Annotated in this window: 27 protein-coding genes and 1 tRNA gene; 16 read left to right on the forward strand and 12 right to left on the reverse strand. The window is 39.4% G+C overall.

Annotated elements, in window-relative coordinates; all coding sequences use genetic code 11:
- Positions 1 to 115: 115 nt before the first annotated feature.
- Positions 116 to 1411, reverse strand: a complete 1296-nt coding sequence (gene gltA / locus D1093_RS06120) for a citrate synthase (protein ID WP_120101359.1) — start codon at positions 1409 to 1411, stop codon at positions 116 to 118.
- A 264-nt stretch (positions 1412 to 1675) separates the two neighbouring features.
- On the reverse strand, positions 1676 to 3106 hold the full coding sequence (gltX, locus tag D1093_RS06125; protein WP_120101361.1) for a glutamate--tRNA ligase: 1431 nt from the start codon (positions 3104 to 3106) through the stop codon (positions 1676 to 1678).
- 112 nt (positions 3107 to 3218) lie between these two features.
- Between gltX (D1093_RS06125) and D1093_RS06130 the strand changes: the two genes are divergently transcribed.
- The 7 genes from D1093_RS06130 to gltX (D1093_RS06160) all read left to right on the forward strand — a co-directional run bounded on the left by D1093_RS06130 (position 3219) and on the right by gltX (D1093_RS06160) (position 13407).
- Positions 3219 to 5495, forward strand: a complete 2277-nt coding sequence (locus tag D1093_RS06130) for a ComEC/Rec2 family competence protein (protein WP_120101363.1) — start codon at positions 3219 to 3221, stop codon at positions 5493 to 5495.
- A 336-nt stretch (positions 5496 to 5831) separates the two neighbouring features.
- Positions 5832 to 6536 carry a ribose-5-phosphate isomerase RpiA gene (gene rpiA, locus D1093_RS06135; protein WP_120101365.1) on the forward strand — a complete coding sequence of 235 codons (705 nt, stop codon included), beginning with the start codon at positions 5832 to 5834 and terminating at the stop codon, positions 6534 to 6536.
- Positions 6537 to 6632: 96 nt separating this feature from the next.
- Positions 6633 to 7190: a DUF2059 domain-containing protein gene (locus tag D1093_RS06140; RefSeq protein WP_120101367.1), complete on the forward strand. Its 558-nt coding sequence runs from the start codon at positions 6633 to 6635 to the stop codon at positions 7188 to 7190.
- Positions 7191 to 7392: 202 nt separating this feature from the next.
- Complete coding sequence (gor, locus tag D1093_RS06145; RefSeq protein WP_120101369.1) at positions 7393 to 8784, forward strand: glutathione-disulfide reductase; 1392 nt, start codon at positions 7393 to 7395, stop codon at positions 8782 to 8784.
- A gap of 72 nt (positions 8785 to 8856) precedes the next feature.
- Positions 8857 to 10236 carry a class II 3-deoxy-7-phosphoheptulonate synthase gene (locus tag D1093_RS06150; protein ID WP_120101371.1) on the forward strand — a complete coding sequence of 460 codons (1380 nt, stop codon included), beginning with the start codon at positions 8857 to 8859 and terminating at the stop codon, positions 10234 to 10236.
- Between the two features lie 125 nt (positions 10237 to 10361).
- Positions 10362 to 12023, forward strand: a complete 1662-nt coding sequence (locus D1093_RS06155; protein ID WP_120101373.1) for an NAD+ synthase — start codon at positions 10362 to 10364, stop codon at positions 12021 to 12023.
- Between the two features lie 10 nt (positions 12024 to 12033).
- Positions 12034 to 13407: a glutamate--tRNA ligase gene (gltX, locus tag D1093_RS06160; protein WP_120101375.1), complete on the forward strand. Its 1374-nt coding sequence runs from the start codon at positions 12034 to 12036 to the stop codon at positions 13405 to 13407.
- A 57-nt stretch (positions 13408 to 13464) separates the two neighbouring features.
- Here the strand turns inward: gltX (D1093_RS06160) and D1093_RS06165 are convergent, their stop codons facing one another.
- Positions 13465 to 14868 (reverse strand): DEAD/DEAH box helicase, encoded by a 1404-nt coding sequence (locus D1093_RS06165; protein ID WP_120101377.1) that lies wholly within the window; start codon positions 14866 to 14868, stop codon positions 13465 to 13467.
- 145 nt (positions 14869 to 15013) lie between these two features.
- Positions 15014 to 15787, reverse strand: coding sequence for an NAD kinase (locus D1093_RS06170; RefSeq protein WP_120101378.1), 774 nt, complete (start codon positions 15785 to 15787; stop codon positions 15014 to 15016).
- 272 nt (positions 15788 to 16059) lie between these two features.
- Between D1093_RS06170 and D1093_RS06175 the strand changes: the two genes are divergently transcribed.
- The 9 genes from D1093_RS06175 (at position 16060) to D1093_RS06215 (ending at position 22254) form a co-directional block, all read left to right on the forward strand.
- Positions 16060 to 16136 (forward strand) — tRNA-Arg (locus D1093_RS06175).
- A 302-nt stretch (positions 16137 to 16438) separates the two neighbouring features.
- Complete coding sequence (locus D1093_RS06180) at positions 16439 to 18772, forward strand: phage tail tape measure protein (protein ID WP_120101379.1); 2334 nt, start codon at positions 16439 to 16441, stop codon at positions 18770 to 18772.
- Complete coding sequence (locus D1093_RS06185; RefSeq protein ID WP_150222287.1) at positions 18756 to 18935, forward strand: hypothetical protein; 180 nt, start codon at positions 18756 to 18758, stop codon at positions 18933 to 18935. The genes D1093_RS06180 and D1093_RS06185 overlap by 17 nt, the downstream gene beginning before the upstream one ends.
- An 11-nt stretch (positions 18936 to 18946) precedes the next feature.
- Complete coding sequence (locus D1093_RS06190) at positions 18947 to 19393, forward strand: phage tail protein (RefSeq protein WP_120102364.1); 447 nt, start codon at positions 18947 to 18949, stop codon at positions 19391 to 19393.
- Positions 19390 to 19644 (forward strand): tail protein X, encoded by a 255-nt coding sequence (locus tag D1093_RS06195; RefSeq protein ID WP_120101381.1) that lies wholly within the window; start codon positions 19390 to 19392, stop codon positions 19642 to 19644. The genes D1093_RS06190 and D1093_RS06195 overlap by 4 nt, the downstream gene beginning before the upstream one ends.
- On the forward strand, positions 19635 to 20645 hold the full coding sequence (locus D1093_RS06200; protein ID WP_150222289.1) for a phage late control D family protein: 1011 nt from the start codon (positions 19635 to 19637) through the stop codon (positions 20643 to 20645). Before D1093_RS06195 ends, D1093_RS06200 begins: the two co-directional genes overlap by 10 nt.
- A 28-nt stretch (positions 20646 to 20673) precedes the next feature.
- Positions 20674 to 20820 carry a hypothetical protein gene (locus D1093_RS10245; RefSeq protein ID WP_244613969.1) on the forward strand — a complete coding sequence of 49 codons (147 nt, stop codon included), beginning with the start codon at positions 20674 to 20676 and terminating at the stop codon, positions 20818 to 20820.
- Between the two features lie 834 nt (positions 20821 to 21654).
- Positions 21655 to 21936: a type II toxin-antitoxin system RelE/ParE family toxin gene (locus D1093_RS06210; protein ID WP_012230946.1), complete on the forward strand. Its 282-nt coding sequence runs from the start codon at positions 21655 to 21657 to the stop codon at positions 21934 to 21936.
- Positions 21937 to 21954: 18 nt separating this feature from the next.
- Entirely contained in the window at positions 21955 to 22254 is a 300-nt protein-coding gene (locus D1093_RS06215; RefSeq protein ID WP_120101387.1) for a HigA family addiction module antitoxin, read from the forward strand.
- A 56-nt stretch (positions 22255 to 22310) separates the two neighbouring features.
- On the opposite strand, the gene D1093_RS06220 is transcribed toward D1093_RS06215, so the two are convergent.
- From D1093_RS06220 to D1093_RS06255, 8 genes are all read right to left on the reverse strand, one after another.
- On the reverse strand, positions 22311 to 23348 hold the full coding sequence (locus D1093_RS06220; protein WP_120101389.1) for a tyrosine-type recombinase/integrase: 1038 nt from the start codon (positions 23346 to 23348) through the stop codon (positions 22311 to 22313).
- A gap of 2 nt (positions 23349 to 23350) precedes the next feature.
- Positions 23351 to 23599 (reverse strand): hypothetical protein, encoded by a 249-nt coding sequence (locus tag D1093_RS06225; protein WP_100129737.1) that lies wholly within the window; start codon positions 23597 to 23599, stop codon positions 23351 to 23353.
- A gap of 111 nt (positions 23600 to 23710) precedes the next feature.
- The gene (locus D1093_RS06230; protein ID WP_120101391.1) at positions 23711 to 24334 is read right to left on the reverse strand and encodes a lambda exonuclease family protein; all 624 of its coding nucleotides are present in this window, start codon (positions 24332 to 24334) and stop codon (positions 23711 to 23713) included.
- A 1-nt stretch (position 24335) separates the two neighbouring features.
- The gene (locus D1093_RS06235; protein ID WP_120101393.1) at positions 24336 to 25112 is read right to left on the reverse strand and encodes an ERF family protein; all 777 of its coding nucleotides are present in this window, start codon (positions 25110 to 25112) and stop codon (positions 24336 to 24338) included.
- Between the two features lie 76 nt (positions 25113 to 25188).
- Positions 25189 to 25560: a hypothetical protein gene (locus tag D1093_RS06240; protein ID WP_120101395.1), complete on the reverse strand. Its 372-nt coding sequence runs from the start codon at positions 25558 to 25560 to the stop codon at positions 25189 to 25191.
- Positions 25561 to 25563: 3 nt separating this feature from the next.
- Entirely contained in the window at positions 25564 to 26034 is a 471-nt protein-coding gene (locus tag D1093_RS06245) for a hypothetical protein (protein WP_120101397.1), read from the reverse strand.
- Entirely contained in the window at positions 26028 to 26429 is a 402-nt protein-coding gene (locus D1093_RS06250) for a hypothetical protein (RefSeq protein ID WP_120101399.1), read from the reverse strand. The genes D1093_RS06245 and D1093_RS06250 overlap by 7 nt, the downstream gene beginning before the upstream one ends.
- Entirely contained in the window at positions 26429 to 26968 is a 540-nt protein-coding gene (locus D1093_RS06255) for a hypothetical protein (RefSeq protein ID WP_120101400.1), read from the reverse strand. The genes D1093_RS06250 and D1093_RS06255 overlap by 1 nt, the downstream gene beginning before the upstream one ends.
- Between the last annotated feature and the right edge of the window lie 5 nt (positions 26969 to 26973).

Consider the following 26973-nt stretch of genomic DNA (forward strand, 5'->3'; position numbering starts at 1 on the left):
ATAATAATAGTTTCATTTAAAATTAATTAACTATCTTTGTAAAAAATTTTAAAGGATATTTTTAATCATTTACAATAAAGCTTCAGTAAACTGAAGCTTTATTGATTTCTTTTCTTTAATTAACACGCTTATCTATAGGAACATAGTCACGCGTAGCATAGCCTGTATAGAGTTGTCGAGGACGACCAATTTTTTGTGCAGGATCTTCAATCATTTCTTTCCACTGTGCCACCCACCCGACACTGCGCGCTAATGCAAAAAGAACAGTAAACATTTCAGTTGGAAAGCCTAGAGCTTTTAACGTAATACCGGAATAGAAATCAACATTGGGATAAAGCTTTTTCTCAATAAAATATTCATCATTTAGCGCAATTTTTTCAAGTTCTATCGCAATATCAAGAAGTGGATCATCTTGAATGTTGAGCTCTTTTAAAACCTCATGACAGGTTTTTTGCAAGATTTTTGCACGTGGATCATAATTTTTATAGACACGGTGACCAAAGCCCATAAGGCGGAAAGGATCATTTTTATCTTTTGCACGTGCAATAAATTCCGGAATTCTTTTAATAGAACCTATTTCTTGTAGCATTTTTAGACATGCTTCATTGGCACCACCATGTGCGGGTCCCCAAAGGCATGCAACACCTGCTGCAATACAGGCAAACGGATTAGCCCCTGATGATCCAGCAAGACGTACCGTAGATGTAGAAGCATTTTGCTCATGATCAGCATGAAGGATAAAGATTTGATCCATTGCCCGAGAAAGCACAGGGTTTATTTTATATTCTTCACAAGGAACAGCAAAACACATACGGAGGAAATTTGCAGCATAACTAAGATCATTGCGTGGATAAACAAATGCTTGTCCAATACTATATTTATAGGCCATAGCAGCAAGTGTTGGTACTTTTGAAATAAGACGAACAGAAGCAATCATTCTTTGGTGAGGATCTGTAATATCAATAGAGTCGTGATAGAAGGCAGACATAGCGCCAAGGCAGGAAACCATGACAGCCATAGGATGAGAGTCACGGCGGAAACCGTGGAAGAAGCGTGCAAACTGTTCGTGGACCATGGTATGTTGCATAATACATCGATCAAAGTCGTTTTTTTCTTGCTGTGTTGGGAGTTCTCCATAAAGGAGAAGATAACAACTTTCGAGAAAGTCACCTTTTTCAGCTAATTGATCGATAGGATAACCACGATAAAGCAGTATGCCTTTATCGCCATCAATATAAGTAATTTTTGATTCACAAGAAGCTGTTGAAGTAAAACCAGGATCATAAGTAAAAATATCGGTTTTTTTGTAGAGAGAAGAAATTTCAATGACCTCAGGTCCACTGGTGCCTTTACGCAAGGGGAGCTCTACTTTTTTATCATTCACAATAATATGTGCGTTATTCTCAGACATTCGGTATTCCTTTCAGATCCTTCTCTTCTAAAAATTAAGACTCTGCTGCATCAGAGTATGAGATATATAATAACTGAAGCTTTTTTTACTTATATTGAGGGTAATTTGCCTCTAAAAGTGAGGACATGCAATCTAAAAATATTCCCTTATTAATCATTATTACTCAATAAAAACTGTATTTCAATGATATAAGATAAAAAACTCTTTTAGATTACGTTGAAATATCTACATAGATATCCATTGATGAGATATATTCAGTACACATTATAAACCTACTGTTGTAATAAGTTGGTCATTGATGCGATAAAGAGATTCATCGCGTCCCAATAAAATAAGTACATCCAAGACACCTGGCGATGTTGTGCATCCTGTAAGAGCTGCACGAAGGGGTTGAGCGATAGATCCAAATTTGAGATTCTGTGTTTGGATATAAGAGCGAAGCGTTTCATCAAGGGCTTTTGTATCCCAAGAAGGGCAAGCTTTCAGGGCAAGATAAAGATCGTTTAAAATAGTTCGTCCATTTTTATCTAAGAGCATTTGTGCTTTTTCATTAAGCTGTAATGGTCGTTGCGTAAAAATGAAGGAGGCATTGTCAATCAGTTCGCACAGTGTTTTTGAACGTTCTTTCAAATGTGGAATTGCTTTTAAAAATTGAACACGGCGTTGTTCATCAAGTCTTTCAATGATTTGTGCTCCCCCATCGGTTTCTGGTAGAATATCAAGAGCGGCATCAAAAAGTTCTTGATCATTGCTCATGCGCATATAGTGTCCGTTGATGGAATCGAGCTTTTTGAGATCAAAACGAGCAGCACCTTTGTTAATATCTTCAATATCAAACCAAGAAATCATATCTTGAAGTGACATGAGTTCGTCATCACCATGACTCCACCCTAAACGGACAAGATAATTGCGCAAAGCAGCAGGAAGGTATCCCATTGTTCGATAAGCATCAACACCGAGTGCACCATGCCGCTTTGATAATTTTGCACCGTTTTCCCCATGGATAAGAGGAATGTGGGCCATAACAGGAATATCCCATCCCATCGCTTTAAAGATGATCGTTTGTCGGGCTGCATTGGTTAGATGATCATCACCCCGTATGATATGTGTAACTCCCATATCATGATCATCAACGACAACAGCGTGCATATAGGTAGGCGAACCATCAGAACGCAAAATAATAAAGTCATCTAAATCTTTATTAGGAAAACGAACATCACCTTGCACACGGTCGTGTACAATGGTTTCTCCATCTTCAGGAGCTTTTATACGAATAACAGGTTTGATACCTTGAGGCGCTTCAGAATGATCACGGTTACGCCAACGTCCATCATAACGTGGTGGACGTCCTTCTGCACGGGCTTTTTCACGCATTTCAGCTAACTCTTCAGGTGAGGCATAACAATAATAAGCTTTGCCATTTTCAACCAACTGTTCGGCGATTTGACGGTGACGTTCTGCACGTTCGAATTGCGAAATAGGGGAACCATCATAACTAAGCCCCATCCAGTGCAAGCCATCTATAATGGCTCTTACCGCTGCTTCTGTTGAGCGTTCTCGATCTGTATCTTCAATACGTAGAAGCATTTTTCCACCGGTATGTTTTGCATAAAGCCAATTAAAAAGGGCAGTACGAGCGCCACCAATATGAAGGAATCCTGTGGGGGAGGGGGCAAAACGAGTAATAACAGACACGAATATTTTCCTTTAAATTGAGATATTATTTATGGAAACTTATAGAAAGGTTATGTTAGCATAGGTAGCGGGGTGTGCAATAGCCGCATTGCGAGTTAAAGTGGGGGGGCGGATGTTTAATCAAAGTAAAGGTAAAAAGAGTTTATCCGCAAAATCTGTTATAGAAAGAAAAAACGCATGTCAAATAGGGCGGAGTATTTTTTCTAGCTGTGATGATACAAAGAATAGTAGTTATAACCAACAAAATCTTTTTTTATTAATGCTCTTAAAAAAAGAAATCATTTTTGTTAGAAAATGGCTAGCGGATTGTATCGATAAAGAAGTTTCTTTTGGTATCCTTTTTTCACTGATTTTAGTCTTTTTTTCCCTCGGAATCATTTTTTATTTTCATTTAGAACAGGAGCCAAGTTGGGAACAATTGGGGGCGTTGGTTAGCATCTTTTTGGGAATATTCTCTATTGCGCATTTTTATCGAAAAATATGGATTCCTACGGGATTTTTGTTTTGTATTGTATTGGGAGCTTTGGCGGCAAAAATAGAAACATGGCGTATTGCAACACCCATGTTAAGCAGAGACATTGTCACTACATTAACAGGAAGAATTGTTTCTATTGAATCAGTCCCCAAAGGGGGATTTCGTTTAATTTTAGATATTTTGAGTACAGAAAAGCCCATATTACACCATAGTCTTCATCGTGTTCGTTTATCGGCAAGGTATTTGCCCTCTGGATTAGCCATTGCTGATGGTCTGTATGGGAAGGTTAAGCTTCGTGCATTCTCTGGGCCGGCGCGTCCAGGAGGTTACGATTTTAGTTTTCATAATTATTTTAAAAGAATTGGGGCGCAAGGCTTTTATTTAGGAAAACCAAGAAAAATATCCGTTTCGCAGTCTGATGGAATATTGGCTATCGTTCTACAGAAAATTGAAAATTTACGCATGAAGATGACACAAAGAATCCATCTAGCGCTTGAAGGAGAAAAGGGAAGTGTTGCGGCAGCTCTCATAACAGGGCAGCGTGCTGGTATTTCAAATGAGACAAACGAAGCATTGCGTACGGCTGGATTAGCTCATATTTTATCCATATCAGGTTTACATATGGCTCTGTTGAGCGGCCTCGTTCTTTTGACCATCCGTAGTTTTTTAGCATTTTTTCCAGTTTTTTCTTCCTATTATTCCAGTAAAAAATTGGCTGCTATTGTTGCATTTATGATAACAGCTTTTTATTTGCTCTTGTCGGGCTTAGCAATATCAGCGCAAAGAAGTTTTGTGATGATTGCTGTTATGTTGGTTGCTATATTGTGTAATCGCTCTGCTGTAACAATGCGTAATTTTTCTATTGCGGGGTTGATAACTCTAGCGATTAGACCCCATGAAATATTAGGCCCTAGCTTTCAAATGTCTTTTTCTGCGACGGCTGCTTTGATTGCTTTTTTTGATTGGTGGAGCAGAAGGTCACTTTTTCGTACAAGAAAAACAAACTTCTCTTATGTTGGGGAAAGAGTAATAAATTTTGCTTTTTTATCAATAGTTTCAACGTGTGCGTCTTCGTTTGTCGCAGGGAGTGCAAGTGGAATTTATGCCGCTTATCATTTTTCTAATACGGCATCTTTAAGCATTATCAGTAATGCTTTTGCTTTACCGATCATCTCAATTTTGGTTATTCCTTTTGGATTAATTGCAGTTCTTGCAATGTTAGGAGGATTCGAATGGCTCCCTCTTCAAATTATGGGGTTTGGTGTTGATCTTGTGATAAAGATTGCCCACGCTATCAAGGCTATTTCTCCTGATTTAAATCCTGGTTTTATGCCGTTGTCTGCGTTGGTTTTATTGAGTACAGGTTTAGTTGGATTGACTTTTTGCAGAACACCCATCAGGCTTTTTTTTAGTCTTTCTATTGTGGTTGGTATCTCTATTTGTATAATACACTCACCTATACAATTGATTATAGCAGATAATATGCGTCTCGTGGGCGTTATTCATGATAAAAAATTATATATTGATCGTTACCATCATTCTAAGTTTACGACATCCATATGGAAAAAGTCATTTCGTTTGAATGAAACGATTAAACCAACAAGGTATGGTCCTTCGTTTCATGGACAATTTATTTGTGATCATGATGTATGTACATCCTTATTGGACAATGGATTAAAAGTTATCGTTTTACGTGGAGAAGTAGATCACTGCATAGAGGCGGATATCCTTATTCAGACATCTGTAATGCATAATCAAACATGTCACAATAAGGCAAAAATAATTTTTACGCCTCAGCAAGTATTATCAAGAGGAAGCGTTATGGTGACTAAAGGCGGGGATATTATTTGGTCTTCGATAGGGTCTCATAGACCATGGAATATGCACAGACAGCCTTCACAAAAAAACATATAATTTATCGCATTTTTTCGTATCTGGACAATTGACCAAACAAAAAATAACAGAAGATTTTTCTGATATATTGTGCGTTTTTTAAATTGATCAGTTTATCAATTGCATTGCGAATGAGGAAAATACCAACAAATTTTCTCAAAGAAACAAAAAAGATAATTGTTGATTATTCTATTTTATTCTTACCATATATTTCTATAACGAGTAACATCTCTTCAAAGAAAAAGATGACGATTAAGTTTAGATAGATTTAAGTCAAGAGTCTGCCTTTTATTATCATTATTATTGGTGGTAAGAGTGGTGATAAATGTTGTTTGCGGATAAAAGGTAAAGTCATTCATGGATGTTCAGCAGTTAAAAAAAAGAGCCGCTGTTAAAGCGCTTGAATTTATTGAAGATGATATGCGGCTTGGTATCGGATCGGGGTCAACTGTTAATGAATTTATTCGTCTTCTTGGTAAGCGTGTTGCGGATGGTCTCCGGGTGACTTGTGTTGCTACTTCACGATATTCTGAACAACTCTGTCATAAGTTTGGGGTACCTGTTCGCACTTTAGAACAAATACCTGAACTGGATCTTGATATTGACGGAGCAGATGAAATTGGTCCCCAGATGATGCTCATTAAAGGAGGAGGGGGAGCATTGTTATATGAAAAAATTGTTGCATCTGCATCTCGTGCAATGCTTGTCATTGCTGATGAAACAAAGATAGTCAAAAGACTTGGTGCTTTTGCACTACCGATTGAAGTGAATCCATTTGGTGTCCATACAACACGCAAAGCCATCGAAAAAGTCGCGGGGGATTTAGGACTTTCTGGAGAAATTGCATTGCGAATGAATGGAAAAAATCCTTTTAAAACAGATGGTGGTCATTTTATTCTTGATGCATTTTGGGGATGCATTTTGCAGCCCAAATTATTATCGGATGCGCTTCTTGCCATTCCTGGTGTTGTTGAACATGGTCTTTTTTTGGGATTGGCTTCACGTGCAATTGTCGCTATGTCTGATGGTCAAATAAAAGTTTTAGAACCATTTGATTTTTAGAAAAGACATTTACATGGTGATATGTTAGCACAATAAAAAAGATTTTGGGTAGAATAACGAATTTAAATTATAATTAGCGATTGGGGTAATCATTAAATGAGAATAATATTTTCTTTTCAGCGTTTTTTCATATATTTGGGTGCAATAATCATTTTTCTTGTGAATATTGGAATGGTTTATGCACAAGGTGTGAGTGATCAACATTTAGATTCAGCTCGAAAGGCGATTAGGGCCATTCATGCAACGGATCAATTTGATAGTTTTTTACCGAACGCAGTCCATGATTTTAAAAATGAACTGATCAGTGATGATCCGAATTTGGCAACAGCTATTTCTGATATCGTTGATAAGCAAGCGCTTGCTTTAATTAAAAGGCGCTCTGATCTAGAAAAAGAGATTGCTCATGTGTATGCAAAATATTTTACGCAAAAAGAGCTTGATGCAATCACAGCATTTTATAATTCTGATACCGGTAAAAAGTTTTTGACAGAAGTTCCTAATATTGCACGTGATTCCTATTCTGCATTTGATGTATGGCGTTCTGCTCTTATGCAGGATCTTGTAGAAAATGTGAAAAAAGAAATGTCTGAAACACTTAATTTGAATAATTCTACGATGCCTATAAAATCAGAAGCTCCAGAAAATAAAAAATAACTTGATTGATATCATGACAGCAATCAGCAATTTCTGATTTTTTAAAAGCGGCGGTTTTTCCGCCGTTTTTAATATTTTATGAAGAGTCTGTCCTTTTAGACTATTGCTTTATAGAAAAATATTCTTTTAAAAGAAAAAAGACTTTCATTTAATAATAAATGACTTTAGCCTATCGTTGCAAATATATGAGAAGGAATAGTTTGTGGGCTCTTTTGATTTTGATTTATTTGTTATTGGAAGTGGTTCTGGTGGGGTACGTGCAGCAAGGCTTGCTGGAGGTCTTGGTAAGCGTGTCGCTATAGCAGAAGAATATCGTATAGGGGGGACTTGTGTTATTCGTGGTTGTGTTCCCAAAAAGCTTTATGTTTATGCTTCACGATATGCAAAAGAATTTAAAGAAAGCGTTGGTTTTGGGTGGAAATATGCGGATCCAATTTTTAGCTGGGAAAAGTTGGTTGCGGCTAAAAATAAAGAAATATCAAGATTAGAAGGGCTGTATCGTCAGGGGTTAGAAAATAACAATGTGCGTATTTATGAAAGTCGTGCTACTTTTATCGATGATCACACATTAAAGCTTTCTGCTACGGGTGAGCGGGTAACTGCGGAAAAAATTTTGATTGCAACGGGGGCAAAAGTTGCACCAAATACGACTGTAGAAGGCGGTGATTTTTGTCTGACTTCTAATGAGATTTTTGATCTTGATGAACTCCCAAAATCAATAGTCATTGTTGGTGGAGGGTATATTGGTGTTGAATTTGCTAATATTTTTCATGAGTTAGGTGTAAAAACGACACTCCTTCATCGAGGTGATTTAATTCTTCGTGATTTTGATCACGATTTGCGACAATTGCTCAACGATGCAATGATTGAAAAAGGGATTTCTATTCTCTATGAGGTAACAGTTTCTCAAGTGCAGGCGGCAGAAAATTACTATAATGTTCTTTTATCAAATGGGCAAACGATCAGCACCGACCAAGTTATGTTAGCCACAGGGCGTATGCCCAATACAGTGGGGTTAGGACTTGAGAAGGCAGGTGTAGAAGTTAATGCGTTTGGGGCTGTTATTGTTGATGAGAAAATGACAACAAATATCCCTCATATTTGGGCTGTAGGGGATGTAACGGGGCATATTCAATTAACACCTGTTGCGATACACGATGCAATGTGTTTTGTTAAGACAGCATTTGAAAATATTCCCACAAAACCTAATTATGATTTAATTACAACAGCAGTTTTTTCACAGCCCGAGATTGGAACGGTAGGTCTTTCAGAAGAAGAGGCGATACAGCGTTATAAGAGTCTTGAAATTTATCGGACAGTTTTTCGTCCTATGCGTAATGTTCTTTCCGGTAGTTCAGAGAAAATGTTTATGAAGCTCATTGTTGATGGTGAAAGTCGTATTGTTGTAGGCGCTCATATTTTAGGAGAAAATGCTGGTGAAATGGCACAGCTTATTGGAATATCGCTCAAGGGGAAGCTGACGAAGGATATCTTTGATGAAACGATGGCGGTGCATCCAACGATGGCAGAAGAATTGGTAACGATGTATAAACCAAGTTATATATATGAAAATGGAAAGAAAATAGAAAATTAAACAACACCCCATAGTGTGGTAAAAAGTTTTTGATATGCTAAGCTTGGAAGCTTCATTTTTAGAGAGAGTATAATGATAAAAGAATGGGCGCCTGACTCTTGGAGAGAAAGGCCAATTAAGCAAGTTCCGACTTATCCGGATAAGTCTATGTTGGAAGATGTAGAACGAAAGCTGAGAAGCTATCCCCCTTTGGTTTTTGCCGGTGAAGCACGTGATTTAAAAAATGAATTAGCAGCTGTTGCGAAAGGCAGAGCTTTTTTATTGCAAGGTGGTGATTGTGCTGAAAGCTTTGCAGAACATGAAGCTGATAATATTCGTGACTTTTTTCGTGTATTTTTGCAAATGGCGATTGTTTTAACCTTTGGGAGTTCTAAACCCGTTGTTAAAATTGGTCGTATTGCTGGTCAATTTGCAAAGCCCCGCTCTTCTGATGTCGAAAGCAAAGAGGGAGTCGAGCTTCCTTCTTATCGGGGGGATATTATTAATGGTATTGAATTTGGAGCCGATTCTCGTATTCCAGATCCGCAACGGATGTCTATGGCTTATCGCCAATCTGCGGCAACACTTAATCTGTTGCGTGCTTTTTCACAAGGTGGTTATGCTAATTTAGAAAATGTTCACACATGGATGTTGAGTTTCATTTCTAACAGTCCGCAGGGGGAACGTTATGAATTATTGGCAGAGCGTATTTCTGAAGCAATTGATTTTATGCGTTCCATAGGGATTACATCCAAAACGCATTCTTCATTGCGTGAGACATCTTTTTATACCAGTCATGAAGCGCTTTTGCTTGGTTATGAAGAGGCTTTGACTCGGATTGATTCAACTTCAGGGCATTGGTATGCAACATCCGGTCATATGTTATGGATTGGTGACCGTACACGTCAGATTGACCATGCTCATGTTGAATATTGTCGCGGTATTAAAAATCCTATAGGATTAAAGTGTGGTCCTTCCATGGAGTCTGGTGAGCTTCTAAAATTAATTGATATTTTAAATCCTGAAAATGAGCCGGGGCGGCTTACTCTTATTACGCGCTTTGGTTATGATAAGGTTGAAAGTTATCTGCCTAAACTCATCCGTGCCGTTGAACGCGAGAAGCGTGAGGTTATATGGTCATGTGATCCAATGCATGGCAATACAATTACTGCCAATGGTTATAAGACGCGTCCCTTTGATTATGTTTTAAAAGAAGTAGAGAATTTTTTTGCAGTGCATCATGGAGAGGGAACCTATCCAGGAGGCATTCATATTGAGATGACAGGTCGTGATGTAACGGAATGTACGGGCGGGGCGCATGCTATTTCTATTGATGACTTATCTGATCGTTATCATACGCAATGTGATCCACGATTAAATGCAGATCAAGCGTTAGAATTAGCTTTTCTTGTTGCTGAACTTCTTAAAAAAAATCGTGTGACTGATTCATTAGCACTTGTTGCTGGTGGGTAGGAAAAAATTTTTCTGGCATTTTTTATTTTAGATCGTTATGGCCGAAAAGAATTAAAAAAAATAATATTTTCGATGGTGAAGAATAAAGTTGTGGTTGCCAAACTGATGAAGTGATACAAAGACTTATGAAAGATAACTTTCGGGTAGCCGTTGCCCAATTAAATCCTATTGTCGGTGATATTGAAGGGAATTTTTCTCTAGCCGTTATGGCGCATCAAAAGGCTAAAGAAGAGGGGGCTGATCTTGTTTTATTCACAGAGCTTTTCATAAGTGCTTATCCCCCTGAAGATCTTGTTTTAAAGCCTTCTTTTACAAAAACATGTGAAGAGGCTGTTGAGAAATTAGCAAAAATAACTGTAGGCGGACCAGGAATTGTCATTGGTCTTCCTTTAAGGCGTAATGGCAATATTTATAACGGTGTCATGCTTCTTGATGAGGGGCGAGGCATTGCCGAAAGCTTTAAATTTGATTTACCTAATTACGCTGAGTTTGATGAAAAGCGTCTATTTTCTTCCGGAGCACGTCCTGAACCTATCGTTTATCATGGGATAAAATTGGGAATAGTCATTTGTGAAGATATTTGGAATGATTCGTCTTTATGTGTAGAGCTTGGCAATAAAGGCGCTGAAATGATTTTGGTCCTTAACGGATCTCCCTACTATCGTAATAAAACCTTAAAACGTATAGACGTTGTTCATACGCAAGCACTTCAATCTGGAGTGCCAATTATCTATGCTAATCAAGTTGGTGGGCAAGATGAGCTAGTTTTTGATGGGGGGTCTTTTGCCTTGAATGGACAAGGTCAAAAGGTGTTTCAAATGAAACACTTTGATAGCCATCTTGCTTTGAGTCATTGGCAACGAACAACGACAGGGTGGCACTGTGTTTCAGGTCCGAAAGAAAATCTTTTCAATGGATTAGCCGCTGATTATCAAGCTTGTGTTTTAGGTTTGAAAGATTACGTTAATAAAAACGGTTTTAAGGATGTTATTCTTGGTCTTTCAGGAGGAATTGATTCTGCCCTGTGTACGGCAATGGCGGTGGATGCTCTTGGTGCTGAGAGGGTTCGCACTCTTATGATGCCTTATCATTATACTTCACAAGAATCATTAAACGATGCCAAAAAATGTGCCCATCTTTTGGGATGTCACTATGAAATCATACCGATTGAGCAAGCTGTTGAGGCTTTTTTGAATATAGTATCGCCTCTTTTTTTAGGCTTACCCTCTGATATAACAGAAGAAAATCTTCAAAGTCGTATACGCGGTACACTTTTAATGGCTCTGTCAAATAAATTTGGTTCAATGGTGGTGACAACAGGCAATAAGTCAGAAATGGCTGTGGGATATGCAACACTTTATGGGGATATGAATGGAGGTTTTAATCCTCTTAAAGATATTTATAAAATGCAAGTTTATGCATTAGCTGAGTGGCGCAATAAAAATTATTTGTATCATTTAAAGGGACCAGAAGGAATTGTCATGCCCCCCAATATTATAGAAAAAGCACCTTCTGCAGAGCTGCGGGAAAATCAAAAAGATGAAGATTCTCTACCCCCTTATCCTATTCTAGATGATATTTTGCAATCTCTTGTAGAAAATGACATGAGTATTTGTGATGTTGTTCAACGTGGGCATGTCCGAGAAACTGTTGAGAAAATTGAACAGCTTCTTTATGGTGCTGAATATAAAAGGCGACAATCTGCACCCGGTGTAAAAATCACTTACAAGAATTTCGGACGCGATCGTCGTTATCCTATTGTCAATCATTTTCGCGATAAAAATTGAGTATTCTTTTATGGTTAAAGTTCGTTTTGCTCCCTCTCCAACAGGTTATATTCATATTGGCAATATCCGTAGTGCGCTTTTCAATTGGCTTTATGCACGGGCGCATAAAGGAAAGTTTATTTTGCGCTATGATGATACAGATATTGAGCGTTCTAAACAGGAATATATCGATGCTATTGCTGTTGATCTTGAATGGCTTGGTATTCAACCAGATGCAATTTATTACCAATCTAAACGATTTAATCGATATGATGAAGTGGCAGAAATTCTCAAACAACGTGGTTTGCTTTATCCCTGTTATGAAACAGCAGAAGAATTAGAGCGACGCCGTAAAATAAAGCTTTCACGCAAACTGCCTCCCATTTATGACCGTGCAGCATTGAAGTTGACAGCAGAAGAGAAAAAAAACTTTGAATCACAAGGTCGTAAACCCCATTGGCGTTTTCTTCTTCCTAATTTTGAAAATAATCCTTTGCAAACAAAGCGAACAGAAGTTTGCTGGAATGATGCTGTAAAGGGAAAGCAGACGATAGATTTAGCTTCTCTTTCAGATCCTATTCTTATTCGTGAAGATGGAACCTATCTTTATACATTACCGTCTGTTGTGGATGATGTCGATATGGCCATTACACATATTATTCGTGGCGATGATCATGTTACAAATACAGGAGCTCAGATTGCTCTTTTTAAAGCTCTTGGTGCGGAATTACCGGTTTTTGGTCATTTCAATTTATTGGCAACAGTTTTAGGAAAAGGATTTTCAAAACGTAACAATGATCTTTCTATTCGTTCCCTACGGGAAGAAGGATTTGAATCGATAGCTGTTCAGTGTCTTGCTGTTTTGATTGGGACATCACAAAATGTGCATCCCTACCCCCATCAAGAAGCGCTTTTAGAACATTTTAATTTACAAAATACATCAAAATCCATTGCAAAATTTGATATTTCTGATCTTTATACTTTGAATAGTCATCTTGTTCATGAACTAAATTATGAGGATGTTAAAACGCGCCTTCAAAATCTTTCTATTAAAGGAGAAAAGGCGGAATATTTCTGGAATGCGATAAGAAGCAATATTGATAAAGTCAATGATGCTGTCTTGTGGTGGAAAATTATTCATGAAGAAAAGAGTTTTGATACTGTGGCACGAGAGGACCATGAATTTGTACAGCAGTCACTCAATTTCTTACCTGAGGGGGTATTGAAGGATGAAAGTTGGCAAGTCTGGACAAAAGTATTAAAAGAAAAAACGGGGCGGAAAGGAAAGTCTTTATTTATGCCATTACGTCAAGCACTTACGGGTATGGATCATGGACCAGAAATGGGAAAGCTTTTACAGCTTTTAGGGCGCGAAAAGGTAATAGAAAGACTCTCTAGGAAATAAGAGAAACTTTTTAAAAGCGTTTTTTATTTATTTTTACGTGTAGAATGAAACACGGGTTTATCTACGCGTTTTTATGAGCATGAATGCAGGAATATCGTCACCAAATCCAAGAGGCACGTAATTCCTATTTTTTCGTGAGTGTTGTTGCTCGGATGGATTTTCTTTACGTTTCACATTTTTGATATAATCTACTTTATTCTCTTTTACAGTCTTTTTAGGGGGGGCAAGAGCCTCTTTGGCAGCAGTTTTCTTTGATGATTGTGAAGATTTTTTCTTTACAACACTATCTTCTGTTTGATCATCGGTACTTAAAGTCGAAAGATCTCCATTGAGCCATTCAATTTTTTCATTGCTTATTTCTTCAATGGCGTTGATATATTTTTGATCATCTTTTGTTACGATTGTAAAGGCTTTTCCACGACGATTTGCACGTCCTGTACGACCAATTCGATGGATATAGTCTTCAGCATGTGTAGGAACATCATAATTAAATACATGACTTACCGCTGGGATATCAAGTCCACGGGCCGCAACATCAGAAGCAACCAGAAGTGTCAGTTTATTATTTTTAAAGTCGGCTAAGGTATTCATGCGTGAATATTGGTCCATATCCCCATGAAGCGCCCCTACATTAAAGTTATGTTTGATGAGTGATCTAAAAAGTTCAGAGATGTCTCTCTTTCGATTACAGAAAATAATAGCATTTTGAAGCTTAGAACCTTCATTTTGGATAAGCTCTCGTAAAACCGCTCTTTTATCCCATGACTTATTTCCAGATTTGACAAGCCGTTGTGTAATTGTGGTCGCTGTTGAAGATGCTTTTGTCACTTCAACAGAAACAGGAGAATGTAAAAATTGTTTTGTTAACTTTGTAATTTCTGGCGCCATTGTAGCGGAAAAGAACAAAGTTTGACGCGTGAAAGGGGTTAGTTTACAGATCCGTTCAATATCAGGAATAAAGCCCATATCCAACATGCGATCAGCTTCATCAATAACAAGGATTTCAACGCCCATCAGGAGTAATTTACCACGCTCGAAATGATCAAGAAGACGCCCTGGTGTTGCAATAAGTACATCCGCTCCTCGTTCCAACTTACGATCTTGGTGTTCAAAAGAAACACCACCAATTAAAAGAGCAACATTTAAACGATGATTTATTCCGTATTTATCAAAATTTTCTTCAACTTGAGCTGCAATTTCTCGCGTTGGTTCTAAAATGAGTGTACGGGGCATTCGTGCTCTTGCACGACCTTTTTCAAGGAGAGTGAGCATAGGCAATACGAAAGAGGCGGTTTTACCCGTTCCTGTTTGAGCGATTCCTAGAACATCTTTTCTTTGAAGGACATGAGGAATTGTTTCACTTTGAATAGGTGTTGGAACTGTATATCCCGCTGACTTTACTGCATTAATAACCTTTGCGGAAAGACCTAAATCATCAAAACTATTCAAAGATGGTATCATTTTTTTATCAATTGCTCTGTGCTTTTAACTTCGCTATCTCAATAATAAGTACAACCAATACTCTCTACTCTTAAAGAGTATTAAGATGCTTTCAAAAAAAGCCAACTATAACAATCATATACATATAAAGCGCATAATACAATCATTAATAGCGAAATTGTTCTGATAAAATGCGTTCATCCCATGAATGACTTGAGTCAAAAAGGATTGAAGCTGTTACTTCTGTTGCCATTGAAATAGTCACTGAATGGACAGACTTAACCTCAACATTATCTGCAGCAGCATTGACAGGACGTTTGTCAGGTTCGAGCATATCAAAACGCACTGTTACTGTATCGGGAAGCAATGCGCCATGCCAACGTCTTGGGCGAAAAGGGCTAACAGGGGTGAGGGCCATAAGGGGGGCCATAAGGGGGAGAATAGGTCCTTGTGCTGATAAATTATAGGCAGTTGATCCTGCCGGTGTCGCGACGAGGATACCATCACAACTTAACTGTTCCATGCGTATGTTGTTATCAATGGTAATGCGAATTTTTGCTGCTTGATAAGATTGCCGAAAGAGGGATACTTCATTAATTGCAAGTGCCTCGATCGATTCTTGATATTCAGCTTTTGCAATCATGCGTAAGGGATGAATTTCTTTTTTATGGGCGACAGCAATACGATTGGGCAATTTTTTTTCATGAAATTCATTCATAAGAAATCCTACAGAACCTTGATTCATACCGTAAATGGGTTTTCCAGTGTTCATAACATCTCGTACGGTTTGTAACATTGTTCCATCACCACCGATTGCAACAACAATATCAGTTTCTTCCAGAGAAGAATGACCGTAGACGGAAATTAATTTCTGGGTAGCTTTGAGAGCTTCCTCAGTTTCTGCGGAAATAAAATGAAAGCGACTTGGTAATGTAGTCATTTAAGAATTATCCTAATACTTATAATTTATCTTGTAACTTATTTTTTGAGAGTTTTGAAGTTATCATCAAAGCTCTTTTTATAATAAAAAGAGTATTGAAAACAAAAAGAGAAGCTATTTCAAGATAAAGTATCATTGTAGAAAAGAAAGAAGATTGCGTTGTTAGATAAATTACAAATAAGTAATTTTTTTATGAGAATGATCATTTAAACATTGAAGCTAATCGTATGATTAGTTAAAAGATCACAATTGATTTTGATAATCGGTGTAAAGCACCCGTAGCTCAGCTGGATAGAGCGCTGCCCTCCGAAGGCAGAGGTCACAGATTCGAATTCTGTCGGGTGCACCAAATGCCTCAACTTGATTTGATATCATCTTCAATAATAATCTTAGCTAAAAAGAAGAAAATTTCTTCATTAATCATCTTGATGTTATCGATATTATGGCAGTGTTTAAGGCTTTTTTTGCTTTTTTTCCCACACGCCAATCCTCTCTGCCAGACAATTTGGAGCAGAACTAGCCCTTTATTATCACTGGGCGCCTTCAGAGATTAACCAGATGGATTGGCTGGAAGTGATTGCTTATCGAGAAGAACTCGCGCGCCTTAAACAACAAGAATATGAAAGCCAAATGTTAGGATAAGATGCAATCATGGATGTTTCTCTTGTTGTCCGTTTTGTCAATCATCTGCAAGAGGGGATCGCCTCTGCCAAGCGAGACTTAAGAGCCTTTAGCCTCGATATTGCGCATTTCCAAAACCAAACACGAAAGCATTTTAAAGGGTGGTTTGACCCTGAGCACTTGAAGGAATCTACAGAAAAAGCGCAAAATGCTTATATTCATGCGCGTGGGCGCATGGTGGGGGCGCTTGCTCAAACGGCAACCTTAATTGCCCCTCTCTATAAAGCCATGCAATTTGACCAATCAATGAAGGGCTTGGAAAAGGTTCTAGATAGCCCCCTTGATCGTTTAAAAGAATTGCGCCGTTTTGCTTTGGAAACCTCTACAAAAATCCCTTTGGCTGCCCGTGAAGTCTTAGAATTGATGACCAGTGCCAGCCAAGCAGGCATTGGTGAACAAGATCTCGAGGCTTTTAGTATTTATGCTGCCAAGGCAGCGGTCGCCTTTGATATGACGGGGGATCAAATTGGGGAACGCTTTGCCAAATTGCGCAATGTCTTTAAGCTTAATCAAGCAGGTATTGAAGATCTAGGGGATGCCATCAACCATCTTTCCAACCACATGGCAGCCAAGGCGAGTGAGGTGTCTGACTTTACCAATCGTGCCACCGGTGCGGCAACCATGTTTAAACTGACAGCCTGCGAAACAGCAGCCTTTGGGACGGCGATGATTTCTGCTGGTATTGTCCCAGAGAGTGCAGCACGTGGTTTTAATGCTATGAGTGCGCGTATTCAAGCAGGGGGTAAACATATTGAAGATGCTTTTACCAATATTGGTCTCTCTCGCCAAAAATTTATGGAAGATTTGGAGAAAGATGCCACCGGTACCTTGGTGCGTTTTTTTGATGTGTTGGGCAAATCCGAACAGGGAATGCGTTCGCTGATTGCCATTGCGGGGCGCGACTTTACCGGTGATTTTGCCAAATTGGTTGGCAATCCCGAATTGCTAGGGCAAGCATTAGATTATGTGAAAGACCCAAAAGTCTTTAAAGGCTCTGTCGAACAAGAGGCAGATAAACAAGCAACCGGTGCCATGCGGCAATTTGAACTGTTGCAAAACCGCATTGTGGCTTTAGGGGTTACCATTGGTGAGGTTTTGTTGCCCCATGTGAACAGTTTAATGGAAACTGTTGGTGGTTTTTTAAACGTTCTGATGGCATGGGCTAATGAACACCCTGTTTTGACCGGTGTGATCATCAAAACCATTGCCGCCCTGATGGCTTTTAACATCGCTTTACGGGTTGTACGTTTTACCATGGCGGGAACCCGCCTTGGGATCCTGCAATTGATTGCCTCTTTTATCAAGCTTGGATCTATTAGCCGCATGCTGAAGGCAAGTTGGCGCGGGCTCTTGGCTTCAGGGCGCTCACTGGGCTTGCTCACCGCAGGGTTTGGGGCACGTTTCCTCAAACTTTTGCGCCCCATGACCTTGTTGGTGGGTGCTTTGCGGGGGATTGCTGTCTCAGGGGCGGCATTTGCGAGGAGCTTTGGTTTGATAGGAACCGTGATCGAAGTGGTTGGGGCAAGCCTGTCCTCTGTTGTGGGGGGGCTTTTTACTCCGGTAGGGGCTGTGATTGCTGCTGTTGTGGCTATCATATTGGCTGCTGGTTTTGCTTTGTGGAAATATTGGGACCGTGTTTCTTCTTTTATAAAGGGCTTTGCACGGGGGATAACACGGGCTTTTGGCCAAGCCTTTGAAGCCGTCATGCGTTTTTTTGGGGCTGATACCAGCACCATCACCCGTTGGAAGAATATCATTGCTGCTGCTTTTGATTTCTCTCAAAATTGGCAAAAGTTTAAACAAGGTCTTGCCTCTGTTGCTCAAATTTGTGAAAGCTTGTGGGAGGGGATTAAACAAAGCCTTTCCAATTTTTGGCAATGGTTGAAGCGTTTTTTTTCTCAAGAAAAGCTCACGGATAGTGCCAAGGCTGGTATGGAACAAGCCGGGGAAGATTTAGCGAATTGGATTGTTAATGGTTTTATGTCGTCCATCTCACAATTGACAGATTTTTGTAAATCTTTACCTCACCGCATAAAGGGGTGGATTGGGTCGATTGATGTAAGAGATTATTTGCCAAGTTTTTTAGGAGGCAAAACGCCTCAGCCCCTTGTACAATTTGCGGTGGCTGGTCGTGCCAATGTGCCTCTCACAGAAGCAAAAGACAAAGAACGCGTCCCCATCACGCACCATCAAAATGTCACGGTGCATGTCAATGGCGCGCGTGATCCCATTGCCACTGGTCGTGCGGTTAGTCACGCCATTCAACGCGCACGCGCCAATGCGCTGCATGGAGGGACCGAATAATGGCAGGAAGGCAATGAGGGGAGGGACACACAAACTTATGCATCGCACTCAAAATGTCACGGTGCATGTCAATGGCGCTCGTGATCCTGTTGCTAATGGTCGAACGGTTACTCACACCATTCAACGGGCACGCGCTAATGCATTGCATGAGGGAATAGAATAATGGGAGGGAGCATGCAAGATCCTTTGATGATGTTAGGTCCACATCAATTTTATGTGGACTGGCTTAATTTCCAATCTTTTGAAGAGGAATTCTCTGCCTCATGGGTTTGCTTAGAGCGTTTTGGCAAGTCGCCTAGTTTGCAATTTACTGGCTATGGCAATGATCCCAAAACCATTCATGGCGTTTGGTTTCCAGAAGAATTTGGTGATCGTGTAGCCATTGATGCCATCACCACAACGATCAAGAGAGCAAAGCCGGTCCAGATGCTTCGTTGGATCAATGATACCACCTATAGTGTCCTTCTCCATGGACCCGTGGTGATCACCAGTATCACGAAAGACCACGACTTTATCAGTCGCTCCGGTCAATCCCAGCGTATCCGCTATTCCATCAGTCTCTTACCCTTTTTTAATGGCGGAAAACCGCAAGGACAATATCAGGTGGGGCAAACTTTATGAAGATACCAGAAAAGCGTGTTGTTGTAGAGCTGGAGGATATGAGTCTCGATCTCCTCTGCTTTCAACATGCCATGGCTGTGTTAGGGGACCGTTCTCAAGTTGGATTATTAAATGGCTATTGTGAAGCCACATTGGAAGCCAATCCAGAGATTGCCAAATATGGTCCAATTTTACCGCGAGGCTTAACGGTCATTCTGCCTGAATTTATCCCCCAAGAAAAGAACCGCGTGGTGAAACGGTTATGGGATTAATGCGCACACACCCTTTTATTGTGGTTAAGGTGGGAGAAAAACCTGTTCATGAAGTTTTTTACCAACGTCTTTTAACGGCAACCATCACAGACAATGCGGGTAATGAAGCCGATACATTCGAGGCGGAATTTGATGATAGCGGCAATGATTTAGAGATTCCCTCCAGTAACAGTGCGCTCCATGTCACCTTTGGCTATCAGGACAGCATTCGTGCCTTTATGGGGCGTTTTGTTGTGGAGACGGTGATCAGTTGTGGGGGCAGTGATGGAGAGATTTTGCGCCTTTGTGGCAAAAGTGCCTCGATGTGTGCGGAGATCAAAGAACAGGCGAGTGAACATTTTGACCACAAAACCATTGCTGAGATTGTTGAGACCCTTGCCAAACGCCATGGTTATCAAGCAAAGGTCAGTCCACAATTGACCAAACAAACCTTGCCTTATGTGGTGCGCACCGATCAATCGGCGATTGATTTTTTAACTAGGCTTGCGGATCGCATGCGGGCGCGTTTTTTAATCAAAGACCATAAGTTTTTATTTTTAAGCGGGGACAATCTCCCCCTCCAGACCATTCATCAACATGAGTGTTCCCATTGGGAATTCACCCTAGAGCCGCGTACGCAATACGGCATCATTGAAGCTTCTTATTTTGATCGCGCAAAAGGGCAACAATGCCAAGTCAAGCATCAAACAGGGTTTACTGGCCCCATTCGCCGTCTGCGCAGTTGTTATCCAAGTCAAGAAGAAGCACAAGCGGCGGCTGCTTCCGAGTCGGATCGCTTATGCCGTGCTGTAGGCAGTGGCTCCTTAACTCTTGCGGGATACCCTGAAATCATGGCGGGTCAACCGCTTCTCCTGCAAGGGTTTCGAGGCGAAATCAATGGTCCATGGAAGGCTGCTACCGTGACCCATCGCTATGAAAAGCAAAGCGGCTACATCACAGAAATAACCTTTGAGGCACCAGATAAGGGAAACAAAACAGGAGAAAAGAAAACCTCTGAGTGACAGAAAATCAAAGGGTAATGTTTACCCTGTGATCGGTGATGATGAACATTTAGAGCAATTGGTGCAATTTGCACCAATTGCTAAAAGGAGCAATAGTGCAAACATTGCACAATTGCATGATGAAGAAAAATTGGGTCAAGTTGATCCTATTTTTGAAATATTCAGATCACAATGAAATTTTATGTGAAGGAAATGGAAGATCAAAAGTGCAACCTGCTCCTTTGATCAGTTGTAATGCTTTCTGAGATCAACGTGCAATGTTTGCACTTTGGGTGGGAGAGAGCAATGGGGACAACTTGTCCCTATTCCTTAAAGGTACAATAGGATCAAGTTGATCCAATTGCATGAGTTCAGCAATAGGGTAATGTTTACCCAATTCCTCAAACGCTTCTCTTTATAATAATGTACTTGAATAATATACTTGGGATACGGAAAAACGATCAGTCAATTTATGCTAAAAGAAGTCATATCCTTTTATGTATGTTGCTTCTCAAATAATGCGATTCCTGTCATACGATTCCAGCTCAATGATTGATCATCAAAAATTGCGGTCTTTAAGAGAGAAAAATAAAGACTCATTAAAGAGGCTCTAAATGATCTTTGAAAGGTCTTTGAAGACCCTTTGAAAACACCTTAAAAACCCTTAAAAGAAAATAAATTGGTACAAAACCTGGTGGCAAAATATACAAAACCTGCTGGCAAGCTACAGCTGGCAAGCTACAACAAGCTACATTAAAAAAAGACATATAGAATCAAGAAGTTAGAGCACGATAAAAGCGCTGTGGCGGAGGGGGTGGGAATGCTATATTTATATGTAATCAATAACTTATATAAGGGTAAGGGAATTTTAATTCCATTGATTTTATTAACTTATTTCTCTGTCTATCCCGAACCTTTTTGTAGCTTATTCTCAATCATTTTATCCAAATATGTAACCAGATTTTCCAGTACCTTACTTGACTCTTATTTTTATTAATCGTATAGTGTTGATATACGACAAGGGGTGCTAATGGCAATTGTGAGTTTCAAACATAAGGGCTTAAAATTATTTTATACAACAGGTTCCACAAAAGCTATTCGACCAGATCACGTAAAGAAATTACGCGTTATCTTAACGGCTTTAACAAGTGCTACGACACCCGATATGTTGCGAGCACCTGCCTTTAAAATGCATCCTCTTAAAGGTGAACTTACAGGATATTATTCTATATGGGTGAATGGAAATTGGCGTGTTACTTTTCGCTTTATAGGAACAGATGTGGAGCTTGTTGATTATCAAGATTACCATTGATGAAAGGAACGAAAACAAATGATGCATAACCCCGCACATCCGGGCGAAGTTCTAAAAGTAGCTTTCTTAGAAGAAATGGGGATAACGATACAAAAGTTAGCGGATCATCTCCATATGACAAGAGCTTCTCTATCAAGAGTGATTAACGGTCATGCTTCTATGAGTACCGAACTTGCAATTAAATTAGAATTAGCTGGTTTTAGTAAAGCAAAATTTTGGTTGGATATGCAAACAAACTATAATTTATGGCAAACAATGCAACAGACACAACCACCTATTTCTCCTCTGGTTTCTGATGTACCTCAAACGCAGCTTTGATTTCGTTCATAATTTTGACGAGGCTTTGGTTTGTTTTTTAGCTGCCGCACATTGCTCTAACCTTTTTGAAGTTTTTTTATGGCTTCTATTGCAAGGCGTTTTCTATCGGCTGTTTTAGTATAAAGGGATGCCATTTTATCTTCTGACCAGCCAAAAAGCGCTTTCATTTGCGAAACTGTAGCACCAGCATTGGCGGCGCGTGTTGCTGCTAATTTTCGCAAGCCGTGTGCCGATTTTTTAATCCCTGCTGCATTACATGCTTCACGAAACAGATTACCAAAACTTTCTTTTACGAGCTTATTTCCACCTTTTCCGCAAATGAATGTTTCATCACCTACGGGACCAACTTTAAGAGTTTCTGCGAGTTCTGGTAAAATAGGGAGAAAAACATCTGTTTTAAATTGGCTCTTTTCTGTTTTGAGATGAATGATATTATCTTTTACATCTTTCCAACCGATACGAACGGCATCTCCACGGCGCAAGCCCGTATAAAGAAGCACATCAACCCATACGCGTTCATGGGTACCAATAGCCCATTGTTTATAATATTTATCGATATCCTCTTCTAACCATGGCGCTAATCCTTCGCTGTTAAGAGATTTTGGTGCTTTTACATTAAAAGCAGGATTTCTGTTTAAAAGGGCATTATCAACTGCCCAATTAAAGAGACCGTTTAAAGAAGTCAAAAAATGTTTTGCTGCTGCGGGAGTCTCACGTCTTCTTTCTACGGCATCAAGAATATGATGTTTTCCTATGCTTTTATATGCGCGTTCACCGATATGTTTAGAAACATTGTTCAGAATTCTATACTTAACTTTTTTAGTAGATTCTGATTGATTATGCCATTGCATGCTTTGTAAATATTGATGCAACAACCAATCGAAAGAGCCCTCTACAAGTCTGGTTTGTTTTCTTTTCTTGGAGGTGCCATTTTGCGCTTGCTTAAGAGCAAGCGTATAATTATCGACAAACTCTTGCGTTCCATAGGTTCCTTCAATCCGAAATCGTGGTCCATGACCAATACGTACATACCATATGATTTTACCATGGCGTGTGCGTTCACAAACAAGATATGGTGGACGACGTTTTGGCATGGCTAAAACTTTATACCGTCGACAGAACGACAAGTTTTGCTGGTATCGTAGTCTTCTTGTTCATTTTCAAGCGGTGGAAAATCGTCAATGCTATAAGTATTATCTGCCGTTTTGGGTGTTGCGATTTTATTGATATGAATTAATAATTCACCAGTAGGCTTGATTTCTACAACCTCTGCTCCTTGCTTTTTAGCTTCTCTTAAAGCCCGCGCAATGGCTGGTTGCGTGATAGTAGGTGGGCGGTGTGCCATATCTGTTCCCCTTGATTTTAGCTACAATTCACCCGTGTTGTGAATCATATATTTGTTGAAAGTTATAGTAAGAGGGTGGGGGTGCTGGGAGGAGAGAGCACCCCCATAGGTTTAAGCAGCTTTTGCCAAAATCTTTTGCATCTCTTGTTCTATTTCTGCTAAAAAGGCTTCGACCGCTTGATTAATCTGTTCAATTTGTTCTTCATCACGGTGGATGCGTTTGATTTTCATACGCAAGTATGTTGATTGCCTCGTAAAACGTGGGTCATAACTGATAAAATCACACCATTTACGCCCCGTACAAGCCATTTGAAATTGCATTTGCGCACGATATTCAGGCTTTATATTGTCATCTATAAAGAAGCGTAAATGGTTTGGGGATTGTGGGCATTTGACTTCAACTAAACCGTCATCACCAACAAACCCATCAGGACTAGCACCAGCCATTTTGATTGTGGGATGTTGGATAAAACCGCATTGAGAGACTTCAGTATCATAAATGAATGCATATTCTTTTAGGGCATCTTCTTCATGTTCAATGCCCCATTGCATAGCAGGCGTTGTATAAAATTGGCTTACTTCTTCTGTTAAACGCTCTGTAATGAGTTTAATTTTATAGTCTTCATATTTGCTTGTAGGGGTTCCCTTTGCTGTTTTACTAATAACGTTGTAAACGTTTGAAGCGGTAACTTTGCCTAAACGGGCTTGAAACCACTCTGCTGTTCTTTGTTCCATTTCACACCGCCGTTTGTTGTTCTTGTGATGGTAAAGAGTGTTCCGTTTCTACCTTTTGCTTGTTTTGTTTACTTTTCAAAAGATGTAACACCGTTTGTGCTTGTCCATTAGACATATCGTCAAGCTTTTCAACGTTTGCATAAGCAAGTATTTTTTCCTCTTCTGTTTGGGTTTGTGATATGAGGCTTCTGATTTCATTGATCTGTTGTGGAACAGCAGATTTGATAGGCATGTTTCCATCTGTATCGTCTTCTTTGCTTGCTACATTAAGAAGCATTCCTAAGAGATATCTACGTGCGTAGGTGATGGTGGAGCCTACCGATTGGATAGTTGATTTGCATCCTTTAACATCATAAGGAAATTTCCCTTCTGTTGATATTTTGTTTCCTGAAGGATGTGTCAACGTCATTTCTATGACGATAGTGTCATGACTTTGTTCTTTGATACGAGAAAACAAAGCGAAGTGGTATTTTGACAGAGTTTCCTTTACAGCATCAATATGTTGGTCAAGGGTCGCATATTGGCTATTTGTATGGGCATTCTTAGCGTTTTTATGTATTTTTTGATATTCCATTTGCATAGCAGAAAGATCAGAAACAAAGTATTGATAGTTTTGTCGTTCTATTTCTTTTTCTCGCAATGCGATAAGACGCTCGAGACGGTCCATATCGACGTCGTTTTCTAAGGCTCTTGTTAAAATAAGTTCCATAGCTGTAGATTTGACTTCACAATTGTTTGTTTTGTTTACTTCTGTTAAGTTCGTGTTTTGTTCATTCATTTTGCTTTCCTCCATTGCGCGCAATTCACCCGTGGCGTGAATCACGCTTGTGCTTAAAAGTTGTTTGGTTTGGTTGTTAAAAATTGAATTTCAGAGGCGGTATGATGTCATCAGTTTCTAATATTGATATAAATCTACGTCTATCATTAGACGTAAGTGCAATAAAGATTTTTTCTTTATCATTAGAAAATCGTCCTATTTCAAATCCAATACATCTAAATACTTTGCTTACGTATGATGCATAGGTACATCTAGGTGTGTGATTTGACACCATTTTCTTAAAATTATCTTCACCTAAAAGGTCCTTCATGACGTCTTTAGGAATTATGGTATCTACATAGGGGTCATCTTCATATCCAGAGATAGTAATACAAAGTTCTCCGAGGTTTTGAGCACTTCTCACAACTGTCTGTACACACCAAGTAGGTTTAATTTCATATTTATACATGATTTATTTTCTTTCGTTTGTTGTGATACGACTTTCTCCGCAGATCTCTGAATCTCCGTAAATTTTTGCGTCGCCATAAACTCTTGCATTGGGATAAACAATTGCATTTCCGTAAATCTGCGCATTTTCATAAATCACTGTACCGGAAACACATGCGTTGTCGTAGATACGTGCATTATCGGAAACTTTAGCACCATTGGTAACCTGCGCATTACCAAAAACCTTGGCATTTTTACTAACTTGCGAGGCAACATCAACTATCGCATTATCACAAACTACAGCATCATCATAAACAGCGGACAAACCACGAACCCAACAATTTCCATTATGCGAGAGGTTTCTTTCGTGCTCTACAAAACCACCTAAATCACCAGCCTTTACATCTCCAAAATCTCTCAATGCACGAATGCGATAAGTTAACTTATTTCCGTATATCCAAGTTGTCTCATCAGTTAGTTCGTATTTTTTCACCATGCTTTTTCTCCAGTGGACATGATATCATCGCCATCAATATCCGCATCACGATAAATTTTTGCGTCACCATAAATACGTGCATTACCGGAAACCGTTGCCATTCCATAAATTTCGGCAAAACCGTAAACATGTGCATTATGTTTAATTCGTGCACTACCATAAACTTCAGCATCATCATAAACTTGAGCATTATCGTAAACGCAAGCACAAGATAAGACGAATGCATTACCACCTACCCAGCAATTACCATGATGCGATAGGTTGTTTTCATGTTCTATAAAGCCGCCTAAATTACCTTTTTTAATAACTCCAAAGTCTCTTAAAGCTCGGATACGGTGAAGAGTTACCCCTTTAAACTCAGCTTTCTCATCTGTAAGTTCGTACTTCTTTTCCATTAGTTTGCTCCAGTGGATATTCTGCTATTGCCGCCAATCCAATCTTCATAACGTAAATCCGCATTACCATAAATTTTTACATTTCCGTAAATGTGTGTATTACCGCCAACTTTTGCATTTCCATAAACGCTTGCCTTATCGTAAACACGTGCTTCACAATAAACATGAGAATTGCCATAAACATGTGCATGATCAAAAACTTTAGTGTCGCCGTAAACGTATGCATCACCGTAAATTTCCGCATAATTGTAAACGTATGCTTCATCAGAAACGAGTGCATCTCCATAAACCCGCGCATCACCATAAACATAGGCATAACCGGAAATATGTGCATTTTGATAAACACGAGCATTATCATAAACCCTAGCATAATCTCCAACCCAACAATCGCCCCCATGACTAAGATTGCCTTCCTTTTCAATAAAACCGCCAAGGTCACCTTTTTTGACATTTCCAAAATCTTTTAAGGCACGTATGCGGTAAAGCGTGTGTCCTCCAACTTCATCCATTTCATCAGTCAATTCGTACTTCTTTTCCATGGTTT

Source organism: Bartonella kosoyi (assembly GCF_003606325.2).
Lineage (GTDB): Bacteria > Pseudomonadota > Alphaproteobacteria > Rhizobiales > Rhizobiaceae > Bartonella > Bartonella kosoyi.